This is a genomic window from Heyndrickxia sp. FW510-T9, assembly GCF_058781025.1.
Genome location: NZ_JBYSWK010000021.1, coordinates 1 through 23,922, shown reverse-complemented (window position 1 = coordinate 23,922; position 23,922 = coordinate 1). Strand labels below are relative to the sequence as shown.

23 protein-coding genes are annotated in these 23,922 nt (G+C 35.5%); 1 reads left to right on the top strand and 22 read right to left on the bottom strand.

Features of this window, described 5'->3' with window-relative positions:
- Positions 1–319 precede the first annotated feature (319 nt).
- The 19 genes from AC3WJF_RS12320 to AC3WJF_RS12230 all read right to left on the bottom strand — a co-directional run bounded on the left by AC3WJF_RS12320 (position 320) and on the right by AC3WJF_RS12230 (position 20,528).
- The gene (locus tag AC3WJF_RS12320) at positions 320–2,449 is read right to left on the bottom strand and encodes a CocE/NonD family hydrolase (protein ID WP_492452557.1); all 2,130 of its coding nucleotides are present in this window, start codon (positions 2,447–2,449) and stop codon (positions 320–322) included.
- Between the two features lie 16 nt (positions 2,450–2,465).
- Positions 2,466–3,440 carry an ornithine cyclodeaminase family protein gene (locus AC3WJF_RS12315; RefSeq protein WP_492452555.1) on the bottom strand — a complete coding sequence of 325 codons (975 nt, stop codon included), beginning with the start codon at positions 3,438–3,440 and terminating at the stop codon, positions 2,466–2,468.
- Positions 3,441–3,720: 280 nt separating this feature from the next.
- Complete coding sequence (locus tag AC3WJF_RS12310; RefSeq protein WP_492452553.1) at positions 3,721–4,824, bottom strand: threonine aldolase family protein; 1,104 nt, start codon at positions 4,822–4,824, stop codon at positions 3,721–3,723.
- Positions 4,825–4,881: 57 nt separating this feature from the next.
- Positions 4,882–5,490, bottom strand: coding sequence for a methyltransferase (locus tag AC3WJF_RS12305; protein WP_492452551.1), 609 nt, complete (start codon positions 5,488–5,490; stop codon positions 4,882–4,884).
- Positions 5,491–5,898: 408 nt separating this feature from the next.
- Positions 5,899–7,191, bottom strand: coding sequence for an asparagine--tRNA ligase (asnS, locus tag AC3WJF_RS12300; RefSeq protein ID WP_492452549.1), 1,293 nt, complete (start codon positions 7,189–7,191; stop codon positions 5,899–5,901).
- Positions 7,192–7,290: 99 nt separating this feature from the next.
- Positions 7,291–8,478 (bottom strand): pyridoxal phosphate-dependent aminotransferase, encoded by a 1,188-nt coding sequence (locus tag AC3WJF_RS12295; protein ID WP_492452638.1) that lies wholly within the window; start codon positions 8,476–8,478, stop codon positions 7,291–7,293.
- A gap of 37 nt (positions 8,479–8,515) precedes the next feature.
- Positions 8,516–8,995 (bottom strand): cell wall elongation regulator TseB-like domain-containing protein, encoded by a 480-nt coding sequence (locus AC3WJF_RS12290; RefSeq protein WP_492452547.1) that lies wholly within the window; start codon positions 8,993–8,995, stop codon positions 8,516–8,518.
- Positions 8,996–9,005: 10 nt separating this feature from the next.
- Positions 9,006–9,176, bottom strand: a complete 171-nt coding sequence (locus AC3WJF_RS12285) for a YpmA family protein (protein ID WP_492452545.1) — start codon at positions 9,174–9,176, stop codon at positions 9,006–9,008.
- Between the two features lie 219 nt (positions 9,177–9,395).
- Complete coding sequence (gene dinG, locus AC3WJF_RS12280; protein WP_492452543.1) at positions 9,396–12,206, bottom strand: ATP-dependent DNA helicase DinG; 2,811 nt, start codon at positions 12,204–12,206, stop codon at positions 9,396–9,398.
- A gap of 153 nt (positions 12,207–12,359) precedes the next feature.
- Positions 12,360–12,746 carry an aspartate 1-decarboxylase gene (panD, locus tag AC3WJF_RS12275; protein WP_492452541.1) on the bottom strand — a complete coding sequence of 129 codons (387 nt, stop codon included), beginning with the start codon at positions 12,744–12,746 and terminating at the stop codon, positions 12,360–12,362.
- 26 nt (positions 12,747–12,772) lie between these two features.
- Positions 12,773–13,621, bottom strand: coding sequence for a pantoate--beta-alanine ligase (panC, locus tag AC3WJF_RS12270; RefSeq protein WP_492452539.1), 849 nt, complete (start codon positions 13,619–13,621; stop codon positions 12,773–12,775).
- The gene (gene panB, locus AC3WJF_RS12265; RefSeq protein WP_492452537.1) at positions 13,618–14,457 is read right to left on the bottom strand and encodes a 3-methyl-2-oxobutanoate hydroxymethyltransferase; all 840 of its coding nucleotides are present in this window, start codon (positions 14,455–14,457) and stop codon (positions 13,618–13,620) included. The genes panC and panB overlap by 4 nt, the downstream gene beginning before the upstream one ends.
- Before the next feature lie 269 nt (positions 14,458–14,726).
- Positions 14,727–15,719, bottom strand: coding sequence for a biotin--[acetyl-CoA-carboxylase] ligase (locus AC3WJF_RS12260; protein ID WP_492452535.1), 993 nt, complete (start codon positions 15,717–15,719; stop codon positions 14,727–14,729).
- Complete coding sequence (locus AC3WJF_RS12255) at positions 15,688–16,896, bottom strand: CCA tRNA nucleotidyltransferase (RefSeq protein WP_492452534.1); 1,209 nt, start codon at positions 16,894–16,896, stop codon at positions 15,688–15,690. Before AC3WJF_RS12255 ends, AC3WJF_RS12260 begins: the two co-directional genes overlap by 32 nt.
- A gap of 163 nt (positions 16,897–17,059) precedes the next feature.
- Positions 17,060–18,202, bottom strand: coding sequence for an N-acetyl-alpha-D-glucosaminyl L-malate synthase BshA (bshA, locus tag AC3WJF_RS12250; RefSeq protein WP_492452532.1), 1,143 nt, complete (start codon positions 18,200–18,202; stop codon positions 17,060–17,062).
- Positions 18,187–18,903 (bottom strand): bacillithiol biosynthesis deacetylase BshB1, encoded by a 717-nt coding sequence (gene bshB1 / locus AC3WJF_RS12245; protein WP_492452530.1) that lies wholly within the window; start codon positions 18,901–18,903, stop codon positions 18,187–18,189. Before bshB1 ends, bshA begins: the two co-directional genes overlap by 16 nt.
- On the bottom strand, positions 18,900–19,307 hold the full coding sequence (mgsA, locus tag AC3WJF_RS12240) for a methylglyoxal synthase (protein ID WP_492452528.1): 408 nt from the start codon (positions 19,305–19,307) through the stop codon (positions 18,900–18,902). Before mgsA ends, bshB1 begins: the two co-directional genes overlap by 4 nt.
- Positions 19,308–19,332: 25 nt before the next feature.
- Positions 19,333–20,133, bottom strand: coding sequence for a 4-hydroxy-tetrahydrodipicolinate reductase (dapB, locus tag AC3WJF_RS12235; RefSeq protein ID WP_492452526.1), 801 nt, complete (start codon positions 20,131–20,133; stop codon positions 19,333–19,335).
- A 26-nt stretch (positions 20,134–20,159) separates the two neighbouring features.
- Entirely contained in the window at positions 20,160–20,528 is a 369-nt protein-coding gene (locus AC3WJF_RS12230) for a nucleotide pyrophosphohydrolase (RefSeq protein ID WP_492452636.1), read from the bottom strand.
- 142 nt (positions 20,529–20,670) lie between these two features.
- On the opposite strand from AC3WJF_RS12230, the gene AC3WJF_RS12225 reads away from it, so the two are divergent.
- The gene (locus AC3WJF_RS12225; RefSeq protein WP_492452524.1) at positions 20,671–21,543 is read left to right on the top strand and encodes a YitT family protein; all 873 of its coding nucleotides are present in this window, start codon (positions 20,671–20,673) and stop codon (positions 21,541–21,543) included.
- Between the two features lie 83 nt (positions 21,544–21,626).
- On the opposite strand, the gene AC3WJF_RS12220 is transcribed toward AC3WJF_RS12225, so the two are convergent.
- From AC3WJF_RS12220 to lhaT, 3 genes are all read right to left on the bottom strand, one after another.
- Positions 21,627–22,307: a zinc metallopeptidase gene (locus AC3WJF_RS12220; RefSeq protein WP_492452522.1), complete on the bottom strand. Its 681-nt coding sequence runs from the start codon at positions 22,305–22,307 to the stop codon at positions 21,627–21,629.
- Between the two features lie 57 nt (positions 22,308–22,364).
- The gene (ypjB, locus tag AC3WJF_RS12215) at positions 22,365–23,159 is read right to left on the bottom strand and encodes a sporulation protein YpjB (RefSeq protein WP_492452520.1); all 795 of its coding nucleotides are present in this window, start codon (positions 23,157–23,159) and stop codon (positions 22,365–22,367) included.
- A 74-nt stretch (positions 23,160–23,233) separates the two neighbouring features.
- A complete protein-coding gene (gene lhaT, locus AC3WJF_RS12210) occupies positions 23,234–23,830 on the bottom strand; it encodes a lipoprotein heptaprenylglyceryl N-acetyltransferase LhaT (protein ID WP_492452518.1) in 597 nt (198 codons plus the stop codon).
- Positions 23,831–23,922 lie beyond the last annotated feature (92 nt).

The following is a 23,922-nucleotide window of genomic DNA, read 5'->3' as shown; positions in this document are numbered from 1 at the left end:
GAGTATATCTTATTTATAAGACAGTCGGTTATATGAGAATTGCTATTTTGATAAATAGAGTAGACAAAGATTTTTTCAGCATTAGTATTTTTGCTGAACTATGAAGACCCTAGGTTTAGAATGTTTGATACAATTCTTCTACTATCGTTCCCATTTTCCTTCCACCCTCTTGTTTTCGGGAACAATTCTATCACTATTGTTCTTAGTTTTCCTTGCTCGGTGTCACCCATTTAGGGGGCCATCAGAAATATCCCCCCCCAATTTAATCATCAAAAACGGCCACCAATCCAATGATGACCGTTTTACTTAATAATGTAAATCAAATTCCACCATATAAAACTGGTAGTTTCACATGACTTGGATAATTCACATCATGAAAAACGCTCTGAGTGACAATCATTGGCTCTGTTTCTTCATACGGATTATCGCCGGTATTTGTATTAGGAAATGCAACGAACTTGCTTGACGATGTAATCGAAAAGCGAATCCGCTTCCCTTTGCGGAATGTATGAGCAACATTTTGCAAAAAGATTGAATACTTTTCCACTTTTCCCGGAGTAAGAAGCTCTGGGGCATCGTAGCCGTTTCGATACTTCGCTCTCACAATATAGTTGGACAACAATATCGAGTTTCCTTTTTCATCAACTTCACTCAAAGTTACTGCCCAATCCGTATCATACCCAGTACTTGCCGCATATATTTCCGCAGAAAGCTCACCAGCAATGGCTAAATCTTCCTTCAATACTTTACTCGTATACACGAGAATATCGTTCCTCATTTCATATTTTCTTAGATTCTCCGGTTCTCTCTCTCCGCTAAAATGGAAAGGGTCATCCGGATTATAAATAAAAGTATCATTAGGCAATACTTCGCTAGGTTCACATTGTAGAACACCATCCCCATTACTGGAGTTTGCATGTCCATTACTAGATAAATAAAAGTTTGTCACAGTCGCCTCGTTCGGTGTCCAATCATTGGATGTTTTCCACTTATTTTCACCAACAAGATAATATGTCGCTCTCGGTTCCTCCTCTATCCCATTTGGAATATTTTTAAGGAAACGATCATACCATTTTAATATTTTTACATCATAATCATATACCACCGCATCATTGCTAAAAGGTACCCCACCGAAATCCCTTGCCCGATTCGGATTATGTTCCCAAGGGCCAAGCCATATTTTACGATTCGGAACATTATGCTCTGTCAACATTCTCCAAGTTTCCGATACCCCTGGACTATCGCCATCATACCAACCAGATATCACGAACATAGGTGCTTTCACATGGCTTCCACGTTCTGTAAAAGTACAGTTCTTCCAGAATTCATCATACTCTGGATGCTTGCTCCAAAGAGTCCATGGCCCTGATTCCCTGCCAATTATTTTCTGAGGTATTTCTTTGATTGGTCTAGCATCAACTGCTTCTTCTACACTTACAGTAAGACCTCCAAAAATATCAAAGTCTGTGCGGTTACCAACCGATTGCGCGAGTGTCCAGCTGAGCAATGGCCAAGAGCAAACCGTTCCGCCTCTTCTCACCGTATCCACAAACGGCGACCCTACATTCACTTCATCGACAACCGCTTTCAAATTTGGATGGCCACTCGTTGCAGCTGCCACCACAACATAACCCAAATAAGAGGCTCCCCACATACCTACATTGCCATCAGCCCAATCTTGAGAAATAATCCAGTCAATGGTGTCGTACCCGTCCTCTCTTTCATGATAAAAAGGAACTAATTCACCTTCTGAATCCGCACGTCCCCTCACATCCTGCGATACGACTGCATACCCTTTATTGGCCCATCTTATAAGCGATTCCTTTTTACGATTTCGGTCATAGCATGACCTGATTAAAATCGCCGGAACTTTTTGTCCTTTCTCCAATCCCTCTGGTAAAAACACATCGGTAGCTAATTTCACGCCGTCTCTCATCGGAATTAGAAAAGTCCCTAAATCATTGATGCCGTATTCTGGTTTAGAAAGAAGAGGATCATCATAGACAACAAGCGGTGTCAGCTTCTCATAACCTTCTTTTACTATAATCTCCATTCCATTTCGGTTTGGACAGACAAATGCAATCACTTCGCCGTCCACAGTCACAACATCTAATGCCGTCTCATTTCTAAAAGCCCAAACCTGTGAAGAAAGCTCCTTCCCATCCACTTCGCCTTGATATTGCACATGCCTTTGATAAATATCCCCGTTTTCTAGACATACTTCTTCCCCTACCCATTCCTGCTTGGAATACGAAGAAAGATTTTCATGAATTTTTTGGAAAGGGATATTAGCTTTTACATCTGCCGAAATAACATTTTCCTGCATTTGTGTTCTTCTGCGCAAATCCACCTTGCTATACATAATTTGTTTTTCTGTAAATTGAATCTTGCCCTCATATACTCCTGCACAATAATAATGAAAAATAGTTTGATTTAAATAATGGTTCATTTCGCTTCTCCCCACTTCACATTGAAATAATAGTTCCTTTTTTTAACTTGATGCCTTCTTGATAAATAAAATTCGCAACAGCCAAGTCCTCAACAGCCAATCCAAGTGATTCAAAAATAGTAATCTCCGAATCTGATTTTCGTCCAAGCACTTTTTTTATCAATACCTCTCCAATTTCCCCTACTATATGATGTTGATTAATTACCCCTTCTTTTAATGGAATGAGATAATCGCCGGATTCATTGATAGCTGATTCCACTCTATCTACATAAAATAAAGACTTTTTCACTAGGGCAGAATCTAATTCCCTGTCTGCTGCTTTACATGCGCCTACTGCATTTATATGGGTCCCTTCCTTTACCCATTCACTATGTAAGATCGGTTCCGAAGAGGCTGTCAAAGTACAAATAATATCTGCCTCCCGAACAGCATCTTCAACCGTTTCGAAAACCTGAATGGAGAAAGGATATTTTTGTTCCATCTCCTCTTTAAGTAATTTTGCTTTATGTATATTTCTGCTCCAAATGTTCACTTGTGTAATCGGACGAACTAATGATATGGCTTCCAAATGGGTTCTAGCTTGTTCACCAGAGCCTAACAGACTAAGAATCTGGGAATCTTTTTTGGATAAAGCATTTGTCGCTACGGCACTGGCAGCAGCAGTTCGGATCGCGGTGATTTTCGTTCCATCGATTACAGCTTTTAGACTTCCATCCTTAGCATCATTGAGTAAAACAACTCCTTGATGGGATGGTAATCCATGTTGATGATTCTCAGGATAAATCGTTATCACCTTAGCACCGACTACCTCTTCTTTTCGTAAATATCCTGGCATTAGTCCCATTAAATTTTCCTTCTGGATAGGTGCGACGGATCGTAAATGTTGTACAACCTCTCCCACTGCTAAATCCTTTAATACCGCCTCCATTACCTGAATGCACGCTTCCATAGTTAATAACGCTTCTACTTCTTTTGGATTAATTACTAACATAATGTCACTCCTGCTAACATTATTTATTAGGCTTATTTTATATGTAAAAATTAGAAAATTCAATCACTGTACATTCTACCCTTTGTTAGGCATCCATTTATTCATATAAAACATTCATAAGCGTCCGCTCACAACCCAGTATGTACATGTTGGCAGACCTGCTCTTCTTTCGCTATTATTCGTCAATCATAAAGGCTTGTTGAAATTTGAAGGTCTAATTTCACTTGTTCAAGCAGGTCGACCAACAATATATTTTTCACACAGAAAAAGGAACTCCTAATCAGATTGGAGTTCCATTACTTACGATTTTTTCATTTAATAATTCAAACACTTTCTTTAATTTATCTTTCGGAACTTTTTCATATAGATCCCCAATACTTATTTCATAGGAACAGGAGGTTGCACTTGTTTCTCGCAAATAACTCGTTAAGCCAATACCTGTTTCTTTATATATTTCTATTAAAATAGGCTCTAGGTCTTCTTTAGCAACGTCAAAATGAACATGGAACATATTTGAAACCGGTACTAAAGGCTCGGTTTGGGTAGAACCGCAATGATTATAAAACGCAGCAAGCTCCTTTGCTTCTTCATAATATTGCTCCATTTTAGAAATCCTTTGATCAAAATAATATTCAGAGCTCACAATATATGGATATAGGCTAATGAGATCACCGCCATGGCGTCGTTTCCAAACCTTTGATTTCTCTGTAAATTCCTTGTCACCAACAAGAATAGCGCCAGCAATTCCACCGATTCCTTTATAGAAAGAAACATACACACTGTCAAAAAGCGCACAAACCTCTTCAGCAGTCTTTTGATAATATGGCAGAATTTCAAAAAGGCGAGCACCATCTAAATGAAGCTTTATTCCCTTTTCACGACAGTAGCGAGAAATCGCTTCAAGTGTTTCATAGTCAGGTAATTGTCCGCCTATTTCACGCTGAGGTAGCTCCAACAATAAACACGCAATCTTCTCATCCATGTTCACAACATCATCTAACTCTATTACTCTATTTTTATCCGCTAGTAAAACTGGTTCAATATGATGTAATTCCTTTAATCCATCTTCTTCATGAATTTCTAGGTGGCAAAGAGGATGATAAGCTACTCTCTTCAATCCCTTCTCATCACACCATATTCTTAGCGCAATTTGCTGAGCCATTGTTCCACTTGGAAAAAACACGGCTGTTTCCTTACCCAGATACTGCGCCATCTTCGCTTGAAAATCTTCCATTACTTTCCCTTTTCCATACATATCACTTTCAAGTGCGCCATCCACTTCAGCAAAAGCTTCTTTCAGAACTTGAGCATTTCTTTTCCCGTTACCTGCAACTTGATAGTCAGTTTCCTTAAATGCTTCCAACAAATGGTTTTGTTCACTCATTCTTTTCTCTCCTATTCAAAATATTAAGTCTTTAAAAATATTAAAACACTTTTTCATTTAATATGCTAATTGATATATCAAAAACCTTTCGTTAGGATTGTGCTCGACCATACCCGGCAATGGAACCTCCTGCTTCAACGTAAAGGCGGTTTGGTTTTCTAAAAAATACACATATTCATCCGATGGATAATATAATATCAACTCGGTCTCCCGCTTTTCGTTTTCAACAGACTGCAAAATGTGATTGATAACCTTCATAAAAATTTGCACGGAAAATGGATTGAAAAAGTAAAAACGATTATCCTGTGGATCAATTTCATATTCCTCTGCAAGACAGCAATGAAAATGAATGTGCTCTGCGTGATGGTGATGCTTTTTTAAGTGATTTTCCCGGTTTGTACTCGCATCATGGAAGAACTGCTCATTCATTTCGATCCCAACTACCGTTGCCTGAAAGAAGTGATGAATATAAAAATTCAACCTACCTTTCCCACAGCCAAAATCAACAATCCGATCACTGCTTTTTATCTCGTACTTTTGAAATAAAATCTCTAATGCCTGATACGGAGTCGGCTCGTAGCGATGATAATGCATTGACTTCAAAAAGCCTTTTTGTACTTCTCTTGTTTTAATATTCAATAATGCATCAAAATATTTGTCATTCATACAATGCTCCTTTATTAAAGGCTCTTTTCTTAAACTTTGTTGCTATTTATATATGAGTAAAAATCGGCAGTAGGATTTTTACGGTAATTTTCTGCTAACTAATGAAAAACGGAATGTAGAAAAGAGCGCGAATCCTATCCATTTCAAAGATTATATACTTATACGAAAGCAACAATCTTTGCGAAAACAGCTTTTTGAAAAAAAAAGAAATCGGCAACATATGCACCGATTTCAAATTTTGTCCAGATCCATCGCCTATCGGCTAGCGGATTTCTACATCTCTTCCCTGCGAGTAAGGGCTTCATGAGGGCTTCATGTAAAATTATTCTTCAAATTTTACTCGGTTAAATTTGAAGTGCCATTTATACACATTTTTACGCTACAGCTGACCCGCTTACGCTTTTTTTATTATGGATATAAACGATTAAGAAGTCTTGGGAATGGAATGGTTTCACGGACGTGTTCAACACCTGAAATCCATGCAACAGTCCTTTCCAGTCCAAGTCCAAAACCAGAGTGTGGAACAGATCCATATTTACTTAAATCTAAATACCAGTTATATGCTTCTAATGGCAACCCATGCTCTTCTATCCGCTGTTTCATTACATCATAATCATGAATACGTTCTGATCCACCAATAATTTCTCCGTAACCCTCAGGAGCAATTAAGTCTGCACAAAGTACTACTTCAGGACGTTCTGGATGTGGCTGCATATAAAATGGTTTCAAGGAAGTTGGATAATTTGTAATAAATACTGGTTTATCATAGCTTTCTGCAATAGCAGTCTCATGTGGCGCCCCAAAATCATCGCCCCACTCAATATCATTAAATCCTTTTTCATGTAGTAATGTAATCGCATCATCATATGAAATACGTGGAAATGGCGCATTAATTTGTTGTAATTTTGATGTATCTCTTCCAAGTCTTTCTAAATCTAATTTGCAATTTTTCAGTACTGATTGAACAATATGGGAAACATATTGCTCTTGTACTCTTAAACTATCCTCATGTTCATAGAAAGCCATTTCCGGTTCAATCATCCAAAACTCAATTAAATGTCTTCTAGTTTTTGACTTTTCTGCACGGAATGTTGGACCGAATGAAAATACCTTTCCTAAAGCCATCGCAGCTGCTTCCATATAAAGCTGTCCACTTTGAGATAAATATGCATCTTCCTCAAAATATTTTGTATGGAATAATTCCGTGGTACCTTCTGGTGCACTTCCAGTTAAAATTGGTGGATCTACTTTAGTAAAACCATTCTCATTGAAAAATTCATATGTAGATCGAATGATTTCATTACGAATCTTCATTACAGCATGTTGTCGTCTTGAACGCAACCATAGATGACGATTGTCCATTAAAAACTCCGTACCATGCTCTTTAGGGGTGATTGGAAAATCTACTGATTCATGTATTACATTGATATTATTAACTAGTAACTCATATCCAAATGATGATCGTTCATCCTTTTGTACTGTAGCTGTAACAAAAATGGATGTTTCCTGAGTTAGAGATTTTGCTTTTTGGAAAACTTCTTCATCTACATCAGATTTTACTACGACACCTTGTATAAAACCTGTTCCATCGCGAAGTTGTAAAAAGGCAATTTTGCCACTTGATCTTTTATTAGCAACCCAGGCACCGATAGTTACTTCTTGTCCTACATATTTATTAACTTCCATAATTGTAACTTTCACTATTTTTTCCCTCCAAAAAACAAACGAAAATAAAAGTATGTACCTCATTATTATACTAAACGTAGGAATAAAAGAAAAATATCATGAAAAAGGCTGAAATTATTCAGCCTTTTTTCTATTAATGAATGCTGTTATTCTTGTTAATGCATTTTCAAAATTTTCTAATGATGTTGCATATGATAAGCGAATATAATCCGGGGCACCGAACCCTGAACCAGGTATCACAGCAACCTTAGCCTCTTCTAATAAGCTTTTAGCAAAAGCATCTACCGATAAATACCCAGTAATTTTAGAAGCTTCCACAGCATTTACAAAGAGATAAAAAGCTCCTTGTGGTTTAATGCAGGAGAGCCCAGGAATACTTATTAGCTTTGGGAAAATAGTATTTAATCTCCCCTCAAATGCCCTTCTCATTTCCTCTACCGGTTCTTGTGTTCCATTATAAGCAGCAATAGTTCCGTATTGAGAAGGAGTTGTAGGGTTAGATGTTGAATGACTTGCCAAATCTGTCATTGCCTTTATTATTTTTTCATCTCCAGCTGCATATCCAATTCTCCAACCTGTCATGGAATGTGATTTTGATACACCATTAATAACGATTGTTTGGGCTTTTAATTGTGGAGAAATCTGGGCAATTGATACATGGTTGTAATTGTCATAGACCAACTTTTCATATATTTCATCCGAAACAATTAAGATTCCATGTTCTAGGCAAATATCACCTAAAAGTCTCAATTCCTCTTCCGAATAAATCATTCCTGTAGGATTGCTAGGAGAGTTGATAATAAACGCTTTGGTTTTAGGTGTAATCGCTTCTTTTAATTGTTCAGGAGTAATTTTAAATTGATTTTCCTCTGATCCATTAATAAAGACGGATTTTCCACCTGCAAGCTTAACTTGCTCAGGGTAGCTAACCCAATATGGGATAGGAATAATTACTTCATCTTCCTCGTTTAAAATAACTTGGAAAAGCGTATATAATGCATGCTTTGCGCCATTAGTCACAATAATTTCTGAAGGTTTATAATTAATTCCTTGATCACGGTTAAATTTATCAATAATCGCTTTTTTTAACGATGGAAGTCCACCTGTTGCGGTATATTTTGTCTTCCCTTCATTCATTGATTTAACAGCAGCTTCAATAATATGAACAGGGGTATTAAAATCGGGTTCGCCTGCTCCAAGTCCGATTACATCGATTCCTTCTGCTTTCATTTCATTTGCTTTCGCTGTAATCGCCAATGTTGTTGATGGGGTTAATGCACTTACACGTTTTGCTAAAGATATTTCCAATGTTCTCCCCGCCTTTTTAATCCACTCTTGATTAAATATTTTCAATTAATGTTGAATGATTACTTGTTTTTAAAAAGTCTATATAAAAATAATTGAGCTTTTTATATTTATCCAAAAATGATATTTCCCATACAGGAATTTTATCTTTCATCCCTAGATGAATACCGAGAATTTTATTTGGAGTTGTTTTCTCTAAAAGTTTATTAAGTGCATCATGTTCTGATATACCATCTGCCCATTTCATAATCGTTATATTTTCTCTTTTATCCTCTGGAATCCAAACAGCAACCTTTAATCCTGCCTTTTGCTTTCCTATAACAACAGAATAAGCTTGTTTCCCATAATATTGATAAAATTTATCTACAGAAACGAGATTTGCTTCTTGTTTTGCTTCCTTTATTGCCGTTTGATTGGCTGTGTTTAAAGGTTTCACTGCTTGAAAATAAACATTGACGAAAAATCCGATGATCACTATTACAATTATACTTATTATTAAGATCCATTTTTTCATAATTACCCTCTTATGTACGATATATTGTAAAAATTGCCTTTTTATCGTCTTGTGAATCCAATGCTAGACCAAACATTAGATCATTTTCTTTTAAGGTTCTGTTTAACGCATCCACAATTTTATATAAATCAGAATGATGGTCAATTTTAACGGAAGATAACACCTCAATTTTACTCTCCATCTTAATCCTCCTCTACACACAGAATTTGTTATTCATATTGAATATAAGATTGGCCAAAATATTATTAATTACACTTCATCATTATAACAGTAAACAACAGTAAATGATGATGTTATTATTCAAAAATTACTTCTAGTCCACACTTTTCCTACGCTGCTAATTGCAGCGTTTTTTTCTTGATATAAAGGTACGGTATGATTAATGGAATTAGTTTCTTACCTATAGCCATTTTTCAATACTTTCAATAATTTTTGGTAAATCGCCATGCTCAATTGGGACAGAAGGAATAGATTTTATAAAGGCTTGACCATAATTTGTTGTTTCAACTCTTCTGTCAAATATAATGACTACACCTCTGTCCGTACTTCTTCTTATGAGGCGGCCAAAACCTTGTTTAAATCTAATAATCGCTTCTGGTAAGGAATGTGCAGTAAATGAATTTTTCCCTTTTTGTTGATAATATTCATTAATTGCCGCTGTTATAGGATCATCAGGAGGAGAAAAAGGCAATCGCACGATAACTAAACATGACAAGTCCTCACCAGGAATATCGACTCCTTCCCAAAAACTATTTGTTCCAAATAATATGGATTTATCGAAGCGTTGAAAGTTCTTAGTTAGTCTTGTTCTACTTCCAGATGTTATCCCTTGTGCAATAAGAATAAATTCTTCTAATAACCCGCAAGATTTTATATAATCATGTACCATTCTCAATAGCTCATATGAAGTAAAAAGAACAAGCATCCTACCATTTGCAGCTTGAGCGATTCCAATCAGATGGTTTGTTATCGCTTCCGCATATTCCTGCAGGGAGACATGGTGTATTTCAGGAATATCGTTTGGAATGATTAATTTTGTTAAATTTTGATAATCGAATGGAGAAGGAATTTGTTTTTCAACTACATCGTTAATTGTATTTAACCCAATTGCCTCTTTAAAATAGTGAAAAGATTGGTCAATCGTTAATGTTGCAGATGTGAGAAAAACGCTTTTCATTTTCCCAAATAGCTTTTCCTTAAGCTGTGACTGTATTGTAATTGGTTGAGCGTGAATAATAATACTATTTGGAAGAGCCCGCTTATCCCCTTCCATCCAATATACATGATTATCTAAACGCTGTAAGAAGACGGATTTTATTGTTTCCTGTAATTGATTCCAATCCACCATAAAGCCATAAAACTCTTCTATTAATGCTTTTTCATTATTTTTTAATTGTTCACTTTTTTCATTTAAGGAGTCCAATCTTTCTTGTATTCCCTTTTGAATATCTTTAAGAAGTGAAATAATTTGTTCCGCACATAATTTTATTGCATCCCAACGAGGATTTTTCAAATTGTCATTCGTTAAGCGAAGTTTTACTTTAGGTTGCAATTTTTTCATTTTGGTAATAGGTTGTTGGACAAATTGACCTAGCATCATGAATAATTCGTCTATTGCCAAATCAAGTTCATGAATCATAAAATCAAGTTCAAATGCATGGACATTCTTAGATATATTTTGAGTATCCGCTAATTTTTCTAGTCGATAATATAAATTTTTTTTCTCATAAATGCCTAAGCGACTGAGCAAAAATTTACTCGGTATATATTCCAGCTTTAATGATAAATGTCCACGAGCTGCATGTTCTAAATGATGTGCCTCATCAATTACTAGGTAGGAAAATTCGGGAAATAACTTAATATCTTGAACCAGTTCCGTTAATAGCATGGAGTGATTGGTAACAATGATATCTGCATCTTGTGCAAATTTTCTAGCATGTAGATAAAAGTCTCTCGATGCCCATGGATCTTTTTCTTTTGTTAAATGCCAACCATCATGCTTCATTCTATTCCAAAAGACGTTACCTCCACTAGACAAATTCAATTCATCCACATCGCCTGATACCGTTTGTGTAAGCCAAACTAATATTTGCATTTTGGTAAGTAGTGTATCATACTGCCAGTCAGTTTCACGCAAGGATTGTTCAAATTTAAACAAGTTTAAATAGTGGTTTCTTCCCTTCAATAAAACACTTTTAAAGGAAAACGGAAGAATATTGGTTAAGTCCTTTATTTCTTTTTTCATTAACTGTTCTTGTAGCTGTACCGTATAAGTGCTAATGATAACAGGCGTTCGTTCAGTATGTGCGAAATAAATACTGGGAAGTAAATAACCAATAGATTTCCCTATCCCTGTACCTGCTTCTATGACTGCCGACTTCTTATGTTTGAAGGATTCATATACAGAGTCCATCATTTCAAATTGACCAGTTCGGCGTTCGTAATGTTTTATGTTTTTTGAAACTAATCTCTCTTTTTCTTCCAAAGTTTCCGGATATTTAATTATTTCCCTGTAGTGATCTAATTTTGGAGAAAGATGCTTCTTTTTAATAGCTATTCCTCTAAATACTTCTAAATCATGTGGTAAATCATCTACATGTGTTCGTTTCTCTGCTAAAATATTTTCAAATAGAATGGAAATATTGCTTTTTAAATGTATGGAAAAGTCCGCTAATTTCTCCAAGGTTACAAGTGGAAGTTGATTTACCCCATTTATTAAATATAACAATAATTCAGCCGTTACTATAGCATCACTATCAGCGCGATGTGGTCTCTCATGTGTTAAAGACAATATATCTGCTAGTTCGGAGAGTTTATAACTATCGGATGTTGGCAGAATAATTTTTGCCAATTCGACCGTATCAATCGTGCTTCCTTCAAATGGTAGCACCCCAACTCTTTCAAATTCATTTTGTAAAAATTGGAGATCAAATAATACATTATGCGCAACAAAAACACACCCATCCAAATATCCTCTTAAGTAAAGAGCAATCTCTTCGAATGATGGAGCATCTTTAACCATGCTTTCATTAATTCCTGTCAATGCCTCTATGAACGGTGGAATTGGAATATCAGGATTAACAAAAGTTGTGTATTGATCAATAATTTTTTCTTTATCCATTTTGACAGCGGAAATTTGAATAATTCTTTCCCCTTTTTTCGGGGAATTTCCTGTTGTTTCAATATCAACAACAACAAAATTCTGGTCCATAAAATCACCTAAACCTAAATTTACTTATATAATAAACGTAATTTGTGTTTTTTTTGCATAAATTATTTATATATTAGTGTAGCATAATTTTATATCCAATACATAAATACCATATAAAAAACCGCATCTATTGTGATACGGTTTTTCTTAAGCTTAAACTATTACAGTAGCTTCCGGTTCATGTGAAATCATTTCTTTAATACTATTATTTTCATCCATAATAGCTATTTTCGGGCGATGTAATGGAATTTGCTCTTCGTGAATCATCGCATAGGAAATAATTATAACGATATCTCCTACATGAACCAGTCTTGCTGCAGCGCCATTCAGACATATAACGCCACTGCCCCTTTCCCCAGCTATGATATATGTTTCGAAACGGGCACCATTATTATTATTCACAATTTGTACCTTTTCATTTTCAACCATACCAACATTATCTAATATATCTTGATCTATAGTTATACTACCAACATAATTTAAGTTTGCTTCTGTTACGGTTGCGCGGTGAATCTTACCATTCATCATTGTGCGAAACATGATGTATCCTCCTTGTTCTTTTCCAATCAATCTATCTCCATCACAATATTATCAATAAGTCTTGCTTTTGAAAACTGCACTGCAATCGCAATAATTATTTTTCCTTTTATAACATTTAATGGTTTTAAAGATGGATATTGGTACATTTCTATATAGTCGATAGTACCGTTTGTTGTTGTTTGTAAATGATTTTCAATTATTGAAATTACTCGATCACTATTCTTTTCTCCGTTTTGAATCGTTAATTTTGCTGCCTGTAAACTTTTCTGAAGCTGAACAGCCTCTATTCTTTCTTGATCGTTTAAATAAACATTTCTTGAGCTTTTTGCAAGTCCATCCGCTTCCCGAACAGTATCTACTGCAACTAATTCTATTGGAAAAAAGAAGTCATCGATAAGACTATTTACCACTGCGACTTGCTGTGCATCCTTTTGACCAAAATAGACTCTATCCGGCAAAGTAATGTGGAATAATTTAGTTAAAACCGTGACCACACCATCAAAATGTCCTTCTCGCTTCTTTCCGCATAAAACATTAACTCGGTCTTGAACGGACATATTAATAGATAATGGAGATGGATACATTTCTTCCACAGTTGGAATAAATAAATAATCAACCCCCGCGTTTTTTGCTAACTGTTCATCACGAATTATATCCCTGGGATATGTTTCGAAATCTTCATTTGGACCAAACTGAAGGGGATTAACAAAAATACTCATCATCACGATTTTATTATTTTCTCGTGCTTTCTCGACTAATGTCAGATGCCCTTCATGTAAAAAGCCCATTGTAGGAACAAAACCTATGGAGTTCCCTGCCTTTTTATGTTCTAGAGCAATCTCTTGCATTTCTTTTCTAGTTGTTATTACTTTCATGAATTATTGCCCCCATACAGGTAAGTTAATTCTTCATTTTTCATCGAGAAACTATGGTTCTCATCAGGAAAGTTTCCGTTTTTCACTTCACGAATAAATTGTGCTATCCCATCTAAAGCAACAGAATTCATATCACCAAATTTTTTTACGAATTTAGGTACTCTGTTTACTCCAAAAGATAATAAATCATGAAAAACTAAAACTTGCCCATCTGTATCAACACCTGCACCAATACCGATAGTCGGTATGTTAAGTTGCGATGTTATTTGTTCCGCTATTTGTTTAGGAACACATTCAAGAACAACAGCAAATGCACCAGCTTCCTCACACATTTTCGCATCTAAAAGCAACTGTTTTGCCGCTTCCGCTGTTTTTCCTTGCACTTTGTACCCGCCTAAAATACCAACCATTTGCGGCGTAAGACCTAAGTGGGCCACAACAGGAATACCTGAATTTGTAAGTGCACGAATCATCGCTAAAACGTCACCACTACCTTCTACCTTAACAGCATGTGCCCCGCCTTCTTGAATAATTCGTGCAGCGGATTGTAGGGTATGTTCTCGATTTAAATGGTAACTCATAAATGGCATATCTGTTACAATAAACGTGTTTTTTGCACCACGTTTTACCGCTTTTGTATGATGAATCATATCATCAACTGTAACTGGAATCGTCGAATCGTAACCTAGAACAACCATTCCTAATGAATCCCCTACTAAAATCATATCGATGTTTGCTTCTTCCGCTAACTTCGCACTTGGGTAATCATATGCCGTTAACATAGATATTTTATCTCCGGCCTCTTTCATTTTCAAAAAATCAGTTGTTTGTTTCATTGAAATTCCCCTTTCGTAAATTAGTCATTTTATACCGACCATTACACTTGGGAAGAAGGTGAAACACTACCTGCAATTTTTAATAATGAACAAAAAAGAGTCCCGCTGGAAGGCAGAAGGACTCTGTAGTGTTTGTGTTAGTTTCGACCCTCTGTCCCCGTCCCTAATTGGATCAAGGCAGAACATATTCTGCTTATAAAAGAAAAAATAAGGTGCAGTTCCTATGGATACTACCCACTAAAGAGTATAGCAAATTTATTTTCAAATGACTATTTCTTTTTATTACAAATTTCAATATCCGCAGAATAAATTTCATGAATTTGACCATCTTTATCCTGAATTTTTAGTACACCTTCATCTGTAATTCCAAGTGCTTTTCCCGATATATTTCCGGATATTGTCCTTGCCACAATATCCTTACCGAGAGATACAGCATATCCTTCCCAAAGGAGCTTTAGTGGCTTAAACCCTTTTTCCAGATAAAGAAAATAATATTTTTCAAGATTTTCCAGTATCTTTTTAACAAGTTCTGATCGAGATATTTCATTTCCTTTCTCAATTGCAATTGAAGTTGCTACTTGATTTAATTCCTTAGGGAAATCCTCTTTCTTCTGATTTACATTCATCCCAATCCCCATAATAATCGCATTTATTTTATCGGAATCTGCTTGCAATTCAGTTAAAATACCAGTAATTTTTTTTCCGTTTATCAAAAGGTCGTTTGGCCATTTTATATCTGGACTAATATTACAAATATCTTCTATTGCTTGTGCGACTGCAACAGCAGCTATTAAAGTGAATTGGGGAGCTTTACTGGGAGGAAGTTTAGGTCTTAAGACAATGCTCATCCATATACCTGTATATTTAGGAGAATGCCAATTGCGAGCTAATCTTCCTCGTCCATTTGTTTGTTCCTCTGCAATAACTAATGTACCGTCTGGACATCCCTCTTGAGCAAGCTGATGGGCAATTTTCTGAGTTGATTCTGTTGTATCTAAATAATGTATTGTCTTTCCAAAATTAGTTGTTTTCAGACCTAAGCGCAGTTCATTTTCAGAAATATTTTTCGGAGTGTCGATTATTCTATAGCCTTTATTGCGAATAGCCTCTAATTCAAAACCTTCTTTTCGTAATTCTTCGATATGCTTCCAAATTGCCGTCCGTGAACATCCTAAAATATCTGCTAACGCTTGTCCTGATAAAAACTCTCCATTAGCATTTGAAAATGCTTCAATCAGTTTCGTTCTCGTTGGTGATTGCACGTTTCAATATCCACCTCTTTATGGCATCTTTATTATTTATTACTATTTTTAATAGGACAGCTTCCTCTATTTTATCCAATGTCGCTTTTATCCAAGGACCTGGTGGACGATTAAACCATTTTATTAAATCACTGCCCTTAACAGCTAGTTCATCTCGACTTTTAATAATTAACTTATCAAATTTGCTAGCCATTTCGTTATGTAAATCTTTCATATTTTGGTTATTTAATATCCGATATACAGTTTCAATATCTGTCGCCATCTCTATATGTAATGGATAAAGTGTAACGACTGACCACTCTTTTTTCACACGATTTTTTAATGAAAGTAAGCATTTAGTTAAATATTTTATTTTTTGATTTGGAAAGCGCCATTCTTTTAGATAATCGCTTGGTTCACCTGATTGAAAGTATAAAATCAGTAACCACATTTGATTTTCTGTCAAGCAATCAATATTATATTCGATACACTTCGTTAAAGAATATTTCGTTTCAGAAGTTCTTGGCATATAATCCACTAAAGTTGATTGTATAAGGATTGACAATGCTTTCGATTTTGCAGTACCTTTCAATAATTTGACAAATTCGTTTGTTATTCGTTCTATTGCAATAAATTTTAACAAACTTGCATTTTGATAAAGAGCAAGCTCTGTGTTTTCATCAATTGAAAACTCAAGTTGGCTTACGAAACGAACTGCTCTCATCATTCTTAATGCATCCTCGTGGAAGCGACATTTTGCTTCTCCTACCGTGCAAATATTTCTACGCTCAATATCGATTTTCCCATCAAAAGGATCCCTTAATTCTCCGTGCCGATCCATTGCTATAGCATTCATTGTAAAGTCTCGACGCTCCAAATCCATTTGCAATGATCTTATGAATTCAACCTTTTCAGGATGTCTATAATCCTTATATTCAGATTCTGAACGAAATGTAGTCACTTCATAGCCTACATTGTTGTGAAGAACTAATACAGTTCCATGTTCTATTCCAACATCCACTGTTCGATCAAATATTGTTTTTATTTCTTCTGGGGTAGCGGATGTAGCGATATCTACATCCGCAATTGGTCGATTTAATAAAGAATCGCGAATGGATCCACCAACAAAATATGCTTCATAGCCGTACGATTCTATTTTTTGCAATATTGGCACTGCCTTTAGGAATTGGTCTTTCATTAAACCACCTTTTCCCCTTTTTTAAATTGGGTATTCATGTTTTTGTTTGTTTCCTATTAAAAAGCCTAATACGGTATTGTTTTGGGCATCTTTTCTTAAAATAGATAACCATTATAACTAAATATCAAAATTTACAAGTTGTTATTTTAATAACACTGATAATTTAAGATAAGGACCTAGTTAATAATCGATAATAAATTTCTTCATACTCATCGACAATCTTACTAGACATAAAATCTTTCTTTACACTTGCAATAGCATTGGCTGAAAATACTTCGTGAAGTATTGGATCTGTTAAGAGATGTAAGGCTTTTTCGGCAATTGTATCGATATCACCGACTTCGCAAATATAACCATTTTTTCCATCCTGGATGACTTCTGGAATCCCACCAATATTCGTTCCAATACAAGGCACACCACATGCCATAGCTTCAAGGGCAACTAATCCAAAGCTTTCTTTTTGAGAAAGCAACAATTTCAAATCACTTATTGAATATAATTCCTCTAAACTATCTTGCCTACCTAAAAGTAAGACGCGATCCCGAAGTTTTAAATCACTCACTAATCTGCAAACTAGGGTCATTTCCGGGCCATCGCCAACTAATAATAACTTCGCAGGAATAGATTCACTTATTTTGGCGAAAGCTTTCACTACATCCTGAACTCTTTTAACGCCTCGAAAATTCGATACATGAATAATTACTTTCTCGTTTGGTAATATCCCATATTCTTCGCGTAAATGTTCAGAATTTACTTTTTTATAGATTCGCTCGTCAATAAAATTGTAAACTGTTTGAATATCTTTTTCTGGCTGAATTAAATCATAGGTCTGTTGTACAAGAGCTTTTGAAACTGCTGTGACATGATCGGATTGCTCTATGCCAAAACGAATGGCATTTGTTAAGGATGGATCATATCCTAAAACCGTTATGTCCGTTCCATGTAGTGTTGTAACGATTTTTAAATCCGTATCGGCCATTTGTTTGGCAAGAATGGCACAAATAGCATGTGGAATTGCATAATGAACGTGGAGAATATCTAACTTTTCCCTTTTCGCAACTTCTGCCATTTTGCTTGCTAAGGCAATATCATATGGTGGATATTGAAATACAGAATACTGATTTACTTCAACTTGGTGATAAAAAATATTATGATACATTTTGTTCAATCTAAATGGGATACTCGACGAAATAAAATGAATTTCATGTCCACGTTCTGCAAGAAGCTTTCCTAATTCAGTTGCAATGACACCTGATCCACCCACACTCGGATAGCAGGTAATGCCTATTTTTAATTTAGTTTCCATTCTCCACTCACATCCATATTAAGTAAAATCGGTTTCTTTGTCTTGAAACCTTCCGCATAAGTAGTCGTTACTTCCTTACCAAATAATCGTTCTCGTGCCTGAACCGTTTCAATATATCCATCTGTAAGCGGTGTTGGAATACCATCATCTGTGATTAGAAATTGGCTCTTATAGGCATAAAGACTTTCTATTTTTTTATCCATAAAATCGGTTACATCAATTACAAAGTCCGGACGATGAAAACCGTTAATCATAAAATAAAATAGATTTCTTGGTTTATGAACGGATGTTTCCTTTGCCGTTTTGATTTTTCCAATCCCAGCAGAGAAAAATGCCTCTTCCACTAAATAAGAGCAATTCGCATGGTCAGGATGGCGATCTTTAAAGTAAGGTGCAAACACTAAAGTTGGTTTATAAATACGTATGATTTCGACAATTTTCAGAATATTCTCTTCACGTTTGTATAATCCTCGATCAGGAAGATTTAATGTAATACGTTCAGTAACACCTAATAAATTTGCAGCATTAGTTGCTTCAACTTTTCGAGACTCAACCGTCCCATTTGAAGATAATTCTGCATGAGTTAAATCGCAAATTACTACTTTTTTTCCTTCATGAACCCATTTCGCTATAGAACCACCCATCCCAATTTCTACATCATCGGCATGAGCACCAAATGCTAGTATATCTATACTATTCATTCCACTACTCCTCTAGTAATCGTTCTCCAACTGATATCCCCTTTTTCCAACCCTCTAATTAGCACTTCAGCCGTCCCCATATTGGTAGCCAAAGGAACAGCGTATACATCACATAATCTCATTAACGCCGAAACATCTGGTTCGTGTGGTTGAGCAGTTAAGGGATCGCGAAAGAAAATTACTAAATCCAATAGATTTTTCGCTATTAAAGCACCAATTTCTTGGTCTCCACCAAACGGACCAGATTGAAAGCGATGAACACTCATACCTGTCGCTTCCATAATTCTTTTTCCAGTTGTACCGGTTGCATACAATTGATGGTCCTGAAAAATATGTTTATAAGCTGTGACAAAGCGCATCATATCATCTTTCTTTTTATCGTGAGCAATCAATGCAATCTCCATTTAATTCATCCCCTTAATTTCCTATTTACTCTAGAATATTTTCCAACCCGTATACAAGAGTAGTGAGATTTATCACCGTATCGATCGATACTTTAACACCTGACATAAAGGATGCCCGATTATAAGAATCGTGACGAATCGTTAATGTTTGACCGTCCCCGCCGAATAATACTTGTTGATGTGCAATTAAGCCCGGAAGTCTCACACTATGAATATGCATTCCTTCGAAATTTGCACCTCTTGCACCAGTTATAGTTTCTTTTTCCATTGGATGACCTTGCTCTTTGATGCTGCGAGATTCTGAAATCATTTGCGCAGTTTTCACGGCAGTTCCTGAAGGTGCATCAAGCTTTTGATCATGGTGTAGTTCAATAATTTCAACATCAGGAAAGAACTTTGCAGCCATTCGTGAGAACTTCATCATAAGCACTGCTCCAATTGCAAAGTTTGGAGCAATAATACAACCAATTTCTTTTTCTTTTGCTAATTCTGTTAGTTCATCTAATTGTTCCTTTGTAAAACCTGTTGTCCCTACAACTGGTCTAACACCGTTAAGAATAGCTGTTTTTGTATGTATGTAGCCAGATTCTGGTATAGTTAAATCAACTATCACATCTGCATTGCTTTTTTGTAAACATTCCTCTAAATTCGTATATACTGGTACATCAATATTTGCGAATCCTTCTATCTCCGAAAGCAATTTGCCATCATTTTTATGATCAAGAACACTTACTAATTCAAATTCATCTGTTTTATGTACCATTTTCACTGCTTCTTGCCCCATACGTCCTCTCGGCCCTGCGACAATAACTTTTACTTTTGCCATCTGAATCTCCTTATTCATATAATAAATTATTTTCTCGTCCAACGGTCTTTATCTCGAGTCATAAATTTATTCATGACTCGATTATGCGCTTCCTCAAGATCAATATTTAATGAATTTGCTAAGCACATTACCACAAATTGCAAGTCGCCTAATTCTTCTTCGACAGTTCTTTCTTTTTCCGTCGTTTTCTTTGGTTTTTCACCATAATAATGATTAATTTCCCTAGCTAGTTCCCCAAGCTCCTCTGTCAACCTTGCAAGACTAGCTAATGGACTGAAATACCCTTCTTTAAATTGACTTATATATTGATCAACTTCTTTTTGCATTTCACTCATTGTTTTATTACTCAAGTCTTGGCACCCCTTCAATGATTCTAGTGATTGTCCCATTACCATGTTAGCCAAATATCTTTTCATTTACAAATATTTTAAATGATAACCACAATCTATTTGATAGTTTCCTTTTCATTATATATAATAAGGACGCTAACCTTATGAAATCTTAGCCTTTTTATACATATTCAGGAGGAACTGTTGCATGATTTTTGATTTAAAAATAAAAAATATCCTCTTTATTTTGCTTGGATCTGCTATCTTTGGTTTTGGTATTGTTCATTTCAATATGGAAAATCACCTTGCTGAAGGTGGATTTACTGGTATTACATTAATATTGTATGCGAAATTAGGGATAAATCCATCTTATACGAATTTAGCATTAAATATCCCTGTTTTTTTTATCGGGTGGAGGATGCTAGGTAAGAAATCATTTATTTACACCATCATTGGTACTGTAGGAACTTCTGTTTTCTTATGGATATTTCAGAGGGATCATTTAAGCTTCCCATTAACGGATGACTTGTTTCTTGCTGCCCTTTTTGCAGGAGCATTTATTGGTATTGGACTTGGTATTATCTTTCGTTATGGGGGTACATCTGGCGGAGTCGATATTATTGCTAGATTATTTTTTAAATATAAAGGCTGGGCAATGGGAAGAACCATGTTTGTTTTTGATGCCTGCGTTATTACCCTTTCCTTAATTACCTATTTGGACTATCGCCATGCGATGTATACACTAGTTGCTGTATTTGTAGGCGCAAGGGTTATTGACTTCATGCAGGAAGGTGCATATACAGCTAGAGGAACTCTTATCATTTCCAAGGATCATAATGAAATTGCAAATAAAATAATGAAGGAAATGGATCGTGGGGTAACTGTATTAAAAGGTCATGGCTCTTATACTAAAGAAGATAAAGAAGTATTATATTGTGTTGTTGGTAAAAATGAGATTGCTCGTTTAAAAGGAATCATTAATTCAGTTGATCCACATGCTTTTGTATCCGTAACAATCGTACATGATGTGTTAGGAGAAGGCTTTACTTTGGATGAGAACAAAAAACCGATTGAAGTTTAGATATCAAGAAAACGGGCTTTCATTATGAAAACCCGTTTTTTCTTAAATATAGCTAACTGTGATATTTATTTCACAAAAGTTAATTAATCATTTCTGTTCATATTAGTAAATATTAATACTAATCTCAATAATTCAATTACAGCTACAGCAGCGGCGGCAACATAAGTTAACGCTGCGGCATTTAATACTTTACGTGCTTGTCTTTCTTCACTATTTTGAATAATACCCAATCCTACTATTTGATTGATTGCACGTGATGATGCATTAAATTCAACCGGTAATGTTACTAGCTGGAATAATACTCCAACTGCCATAAAAATGATTCCTAATAACAGCATATTAGAAGCCTGTGATAGTATACCGATCATAATAAAGATCCAAGATGCGTTTGACCCGATATTTGCAATAGGAACTAAAGAATGCCGAAACCGTAGTGCCGCATAATTTTCTTTATCTTGAATAGCATGCCCCACTTCATGGGCTGCAACGGCCGCTCCAGAAACGGAGTACCCATTATAGTTATTTGATGATAAATGAACTGTTTTAGTCATAGGGTTATAATGGTCACTTAAAAAACCCTGCTGTTCGATAACCTTTACATTGTATAAGCCATTTTCATCGAGTATTTTCCTAGCTACTTGAGCGCCAGTCATTCCGGCAGTCGATTCAACCTTGGAGTATTTTCCAATCGTACTTTTCACTCTTAGTTGTGCCCATATTGGAATTAAAGCAATTATGATGAAGTAAATGAAAAACGACCCCATTTTCAACCTCCATTATCTATATATTACTTTACATTCTATTCAAATTTACTATTTAAATCAATCATTATGCTCTATTCGCTTTTTATCTTGTTTCTGTCCATGATATTTTCGCCACCCAACATAGGTTAGAGTAAAGATTATAATCGATCCAGTTGTAAAGATAACCCACCAAAACTGCGGATCCGTTTCATCTCTGGACGTATCATCAAATACATGTTGTAAATCCATTCCTAACCCTTCCATTTCCGTTTGTTGAGAAGCATCATATACCACGCTACCCCTATACCGATCTATAAAGGCTATTTTTGCATTAAGTTTTTGCAATTTATTATTTGGGAGTTCAATTGATAAACTTGGTTCAATGACGGAAAACTCAGATAGAAAAGTATTTAAATTTGCTTGAAATTCATCGAAGTTTCGATTATTAGCTGCCAGTTTAGCACTATTAAATGCAGACATAATGGGCTCTTTCATATTAGTCCATAATGGTTGATATTTAGAATTTAAAGCGTCAACAACAAGGCGAAATGCCATTACATCCTTAAGTTTCTCATCAGGATGGGTAGAGTTGCTTGTTACGGCCTTTAACGCTTGATTTTGAGCCAAGCTTAATACTCGGAGTTCGTCCATTGTAAATAGGTTACTTTTATTATTAAAGCTGGATAACTGTCTCGAAAATGATTGTAAAAGCATTTCTGCCTCATTAAAGTGATTCATTTTCGATACTTGCAATATTTCATCCGCCATGTCATCCATTTTTTTTAAAGGCATTGATAAAGGTGAAGTTGCTTTTGCATGATGTATGGATAGAAGTGTGATAGATAATAGAAGGAATAGCGTTTTTATTTTCATTTCTTGTCCCCCCTCAAACTATTACTATGTGTATGAAAGGTGGGACAAGAGTAGACCAAAAGAGATGAGCCTCTTTAATATTTAATGGATAATTCTAACCGGTTTTTTCGAATACATAAATAATAGGCAATTGCTATTGAAAAGATACTTAACCAAAATGTAAAATAACCTATTTCACGTATATACATATACAAGTCTGGGTAATGCGGGAATTGCATGAATACATAGTCAATAATAACATCATGTAATACCCAAATTGCCGCAATTGCAAGATATGGCAGCTTTATTCGATAAAAAGGAGCATACAAAATTCCTTCTATAGCCATTGCTCCATGTGAAATGATTAACATATACCCTTCCCAAGGTAAATATCCCGATACCGTCCTCGTCAATATATTCATTACAACCGCCCAAATCCCATACTTAAATAATGTGACAATTGCAAGAGCTTCAAATAATGGCCAATTCCTCCCGAGTAAAAATGCGATTAAAACGAAAACAAAAAATAAACTGGCAGTCGGACTATCCGGAACGAATGGAATAAATTGTGTTGGAGTTATACTTAGCTGTCCTCCATACCAATAGTAACCATAGATTGTACCTAACATGTTAATGATTAGTAATATCCATAATATTTTCTTGCTAGCCAATAAAGGGAATAGTAGTCTCAAAAAAGAGCACCTCAATTATGTAATGTACTGTTTTTTAATAATTCAAATATTTTTAAGAGAAATAAAAGCTGGCAAATGCCAGCTTTTATAAT

What these genes read in the sequence shown, in the direction of transcription:
- AC3WJF_RS12220 (WP_492452522.1), bottom strand. Translation starts at nt 22,307, where the DNA reads ATGGGGTCGTTTTTCATTTACTTCATCATAATTGCTTTAATTCCAATA.
- mgsA (WP_492452528.1), bottom strand. Translation starts at nt 19,307, where the DNA reads ATGGAGATTGCATTGATTGCTCACGATAAAAAGAAAGATGATATGATG.
- AC3WJF_RS12230 (WP_492452636.1), bottom strand. Translation starts at nt 20,528, where the DNA reads ATGGTAATGGGACAATCACTAGAATCATTGAAGGGGTGCCAAGACTTG.
- AC3WJF_RS12225 (WP_492452524.1), top strand. Translation starts at nt 20,671, where the DNA reads ATGATTTTTGATTTAAAAATAAAAAATATCCTCTTTATTTTGCTTGGA.
- bshB1 (WP_492452530.1), bottom strand. Translation starts at nt 18,903, where the DNA reads ATGAATAGTATAGATATACTAGCATTTGGTGCTCATGCCGATGATGTA.
- panC (WP_492452539.1), bottom strand. Translation starts at nt 13,621, where the DNA reads ATGAAAGTAATAACAACTAGAAAAGAAATGCAAGAGATTGCTCTAGAA.
- panD (WP_492452541.1), bottom strand. Translation starts at nt 12,746, where the DNA reads ATGTTTCGCACAATGATGAATGGTAAGATTCACCGCGCAACCGTAACA.
- panB (WP_492452537.1), bottom strand. Translation starts at nt 14,457, where the DNA reads ATGAAACAAACAACTGATTTTTTGAAAATGAAAGAGGCCGGAGATAAA.
- AC3WJF_RS12285 (WP_492452545.1), bottom strand. Translation starts at nt 9,176, where the DNA reads ATGGAGAGTAAAATTGAGGTGTTATCTTCCGTTAAAATTGACCATCAT.
- ypjB (WP_492452520.1), bottom strand. Translation starts at nt 23,159, where the DNA reads ATGAAAATAAAAACGCTATTCCTTCTATTATCTATCACACTTCTATCC.
- AC3WJF_RS12255 (WP_492452534.1), bottom strand. Translation starts at nt 16,896, where the DNA reads ATGAAAGACCAATTCCTAAAGGCAGTGCCAATATTGCAAAAAATAGAA.
- dapB (WP_492452526.1), bottom strand. Translation starts at nt 20,133, where the DNA reads ATGGCAAAAGTAAAAGTTATTGTCGCAGGGCCGAGAGGACGTATGGGG.
- AC3WJF_RS12315 (WP_492452555.1), bottom strand. Translation starts at nt 3,440, where the DNA reads ATGTTAGTAATTAATCCAAAAGAAGTAGAAGCGTTATTAACTATGGAA.
- AC3WJF_RS12320 (WP_492452557.1), bottom strand. Translation starts at nt 2,449, where the DNA reads ATGAACCATTATTTAAATCAAACTATTTTTCATTATTATTGTGCAGGA.
- bshA (WP_492452532.1), bottom strand. Translation starts at nt 18,202, where the DNA reads ATGGAAACTAAATTAAAAATAGGCATTACCTGCTATCCGAGTGTGGGT.
- AC3WJF_RS12310 (WP_492452553.1), bottom strand. Translation starts at nt 4,824, where the DNA reads ATGAGTGAACAAAACCATTTGTTGGAAGCATTTAAGGAAACTGACTAT.
- AC3WJF_RS12305 (WP_492452551.1), bottom strand. Translation starts at nt 5,490, where the DNA reads ATGAATGACAAATATTTTGATGCATTATTGAATATTAAAACAAGAGAA.
- dinG (WP_492452543.1), bottom strand. Translation starts at nt 12,206, where the DNA reads ATGGACCAGAATTTTGTTGTTGTTGATATTGAAACAACAGGAAATTCC.
- AC3WJF_RS12290 (WP_492452547.1), bottom strand. Translation starts at nt 8,995, where the DNA reads ATGAAAAAATGGATCTTAATAATAAGTATAATTGTAATAGTGATCATC.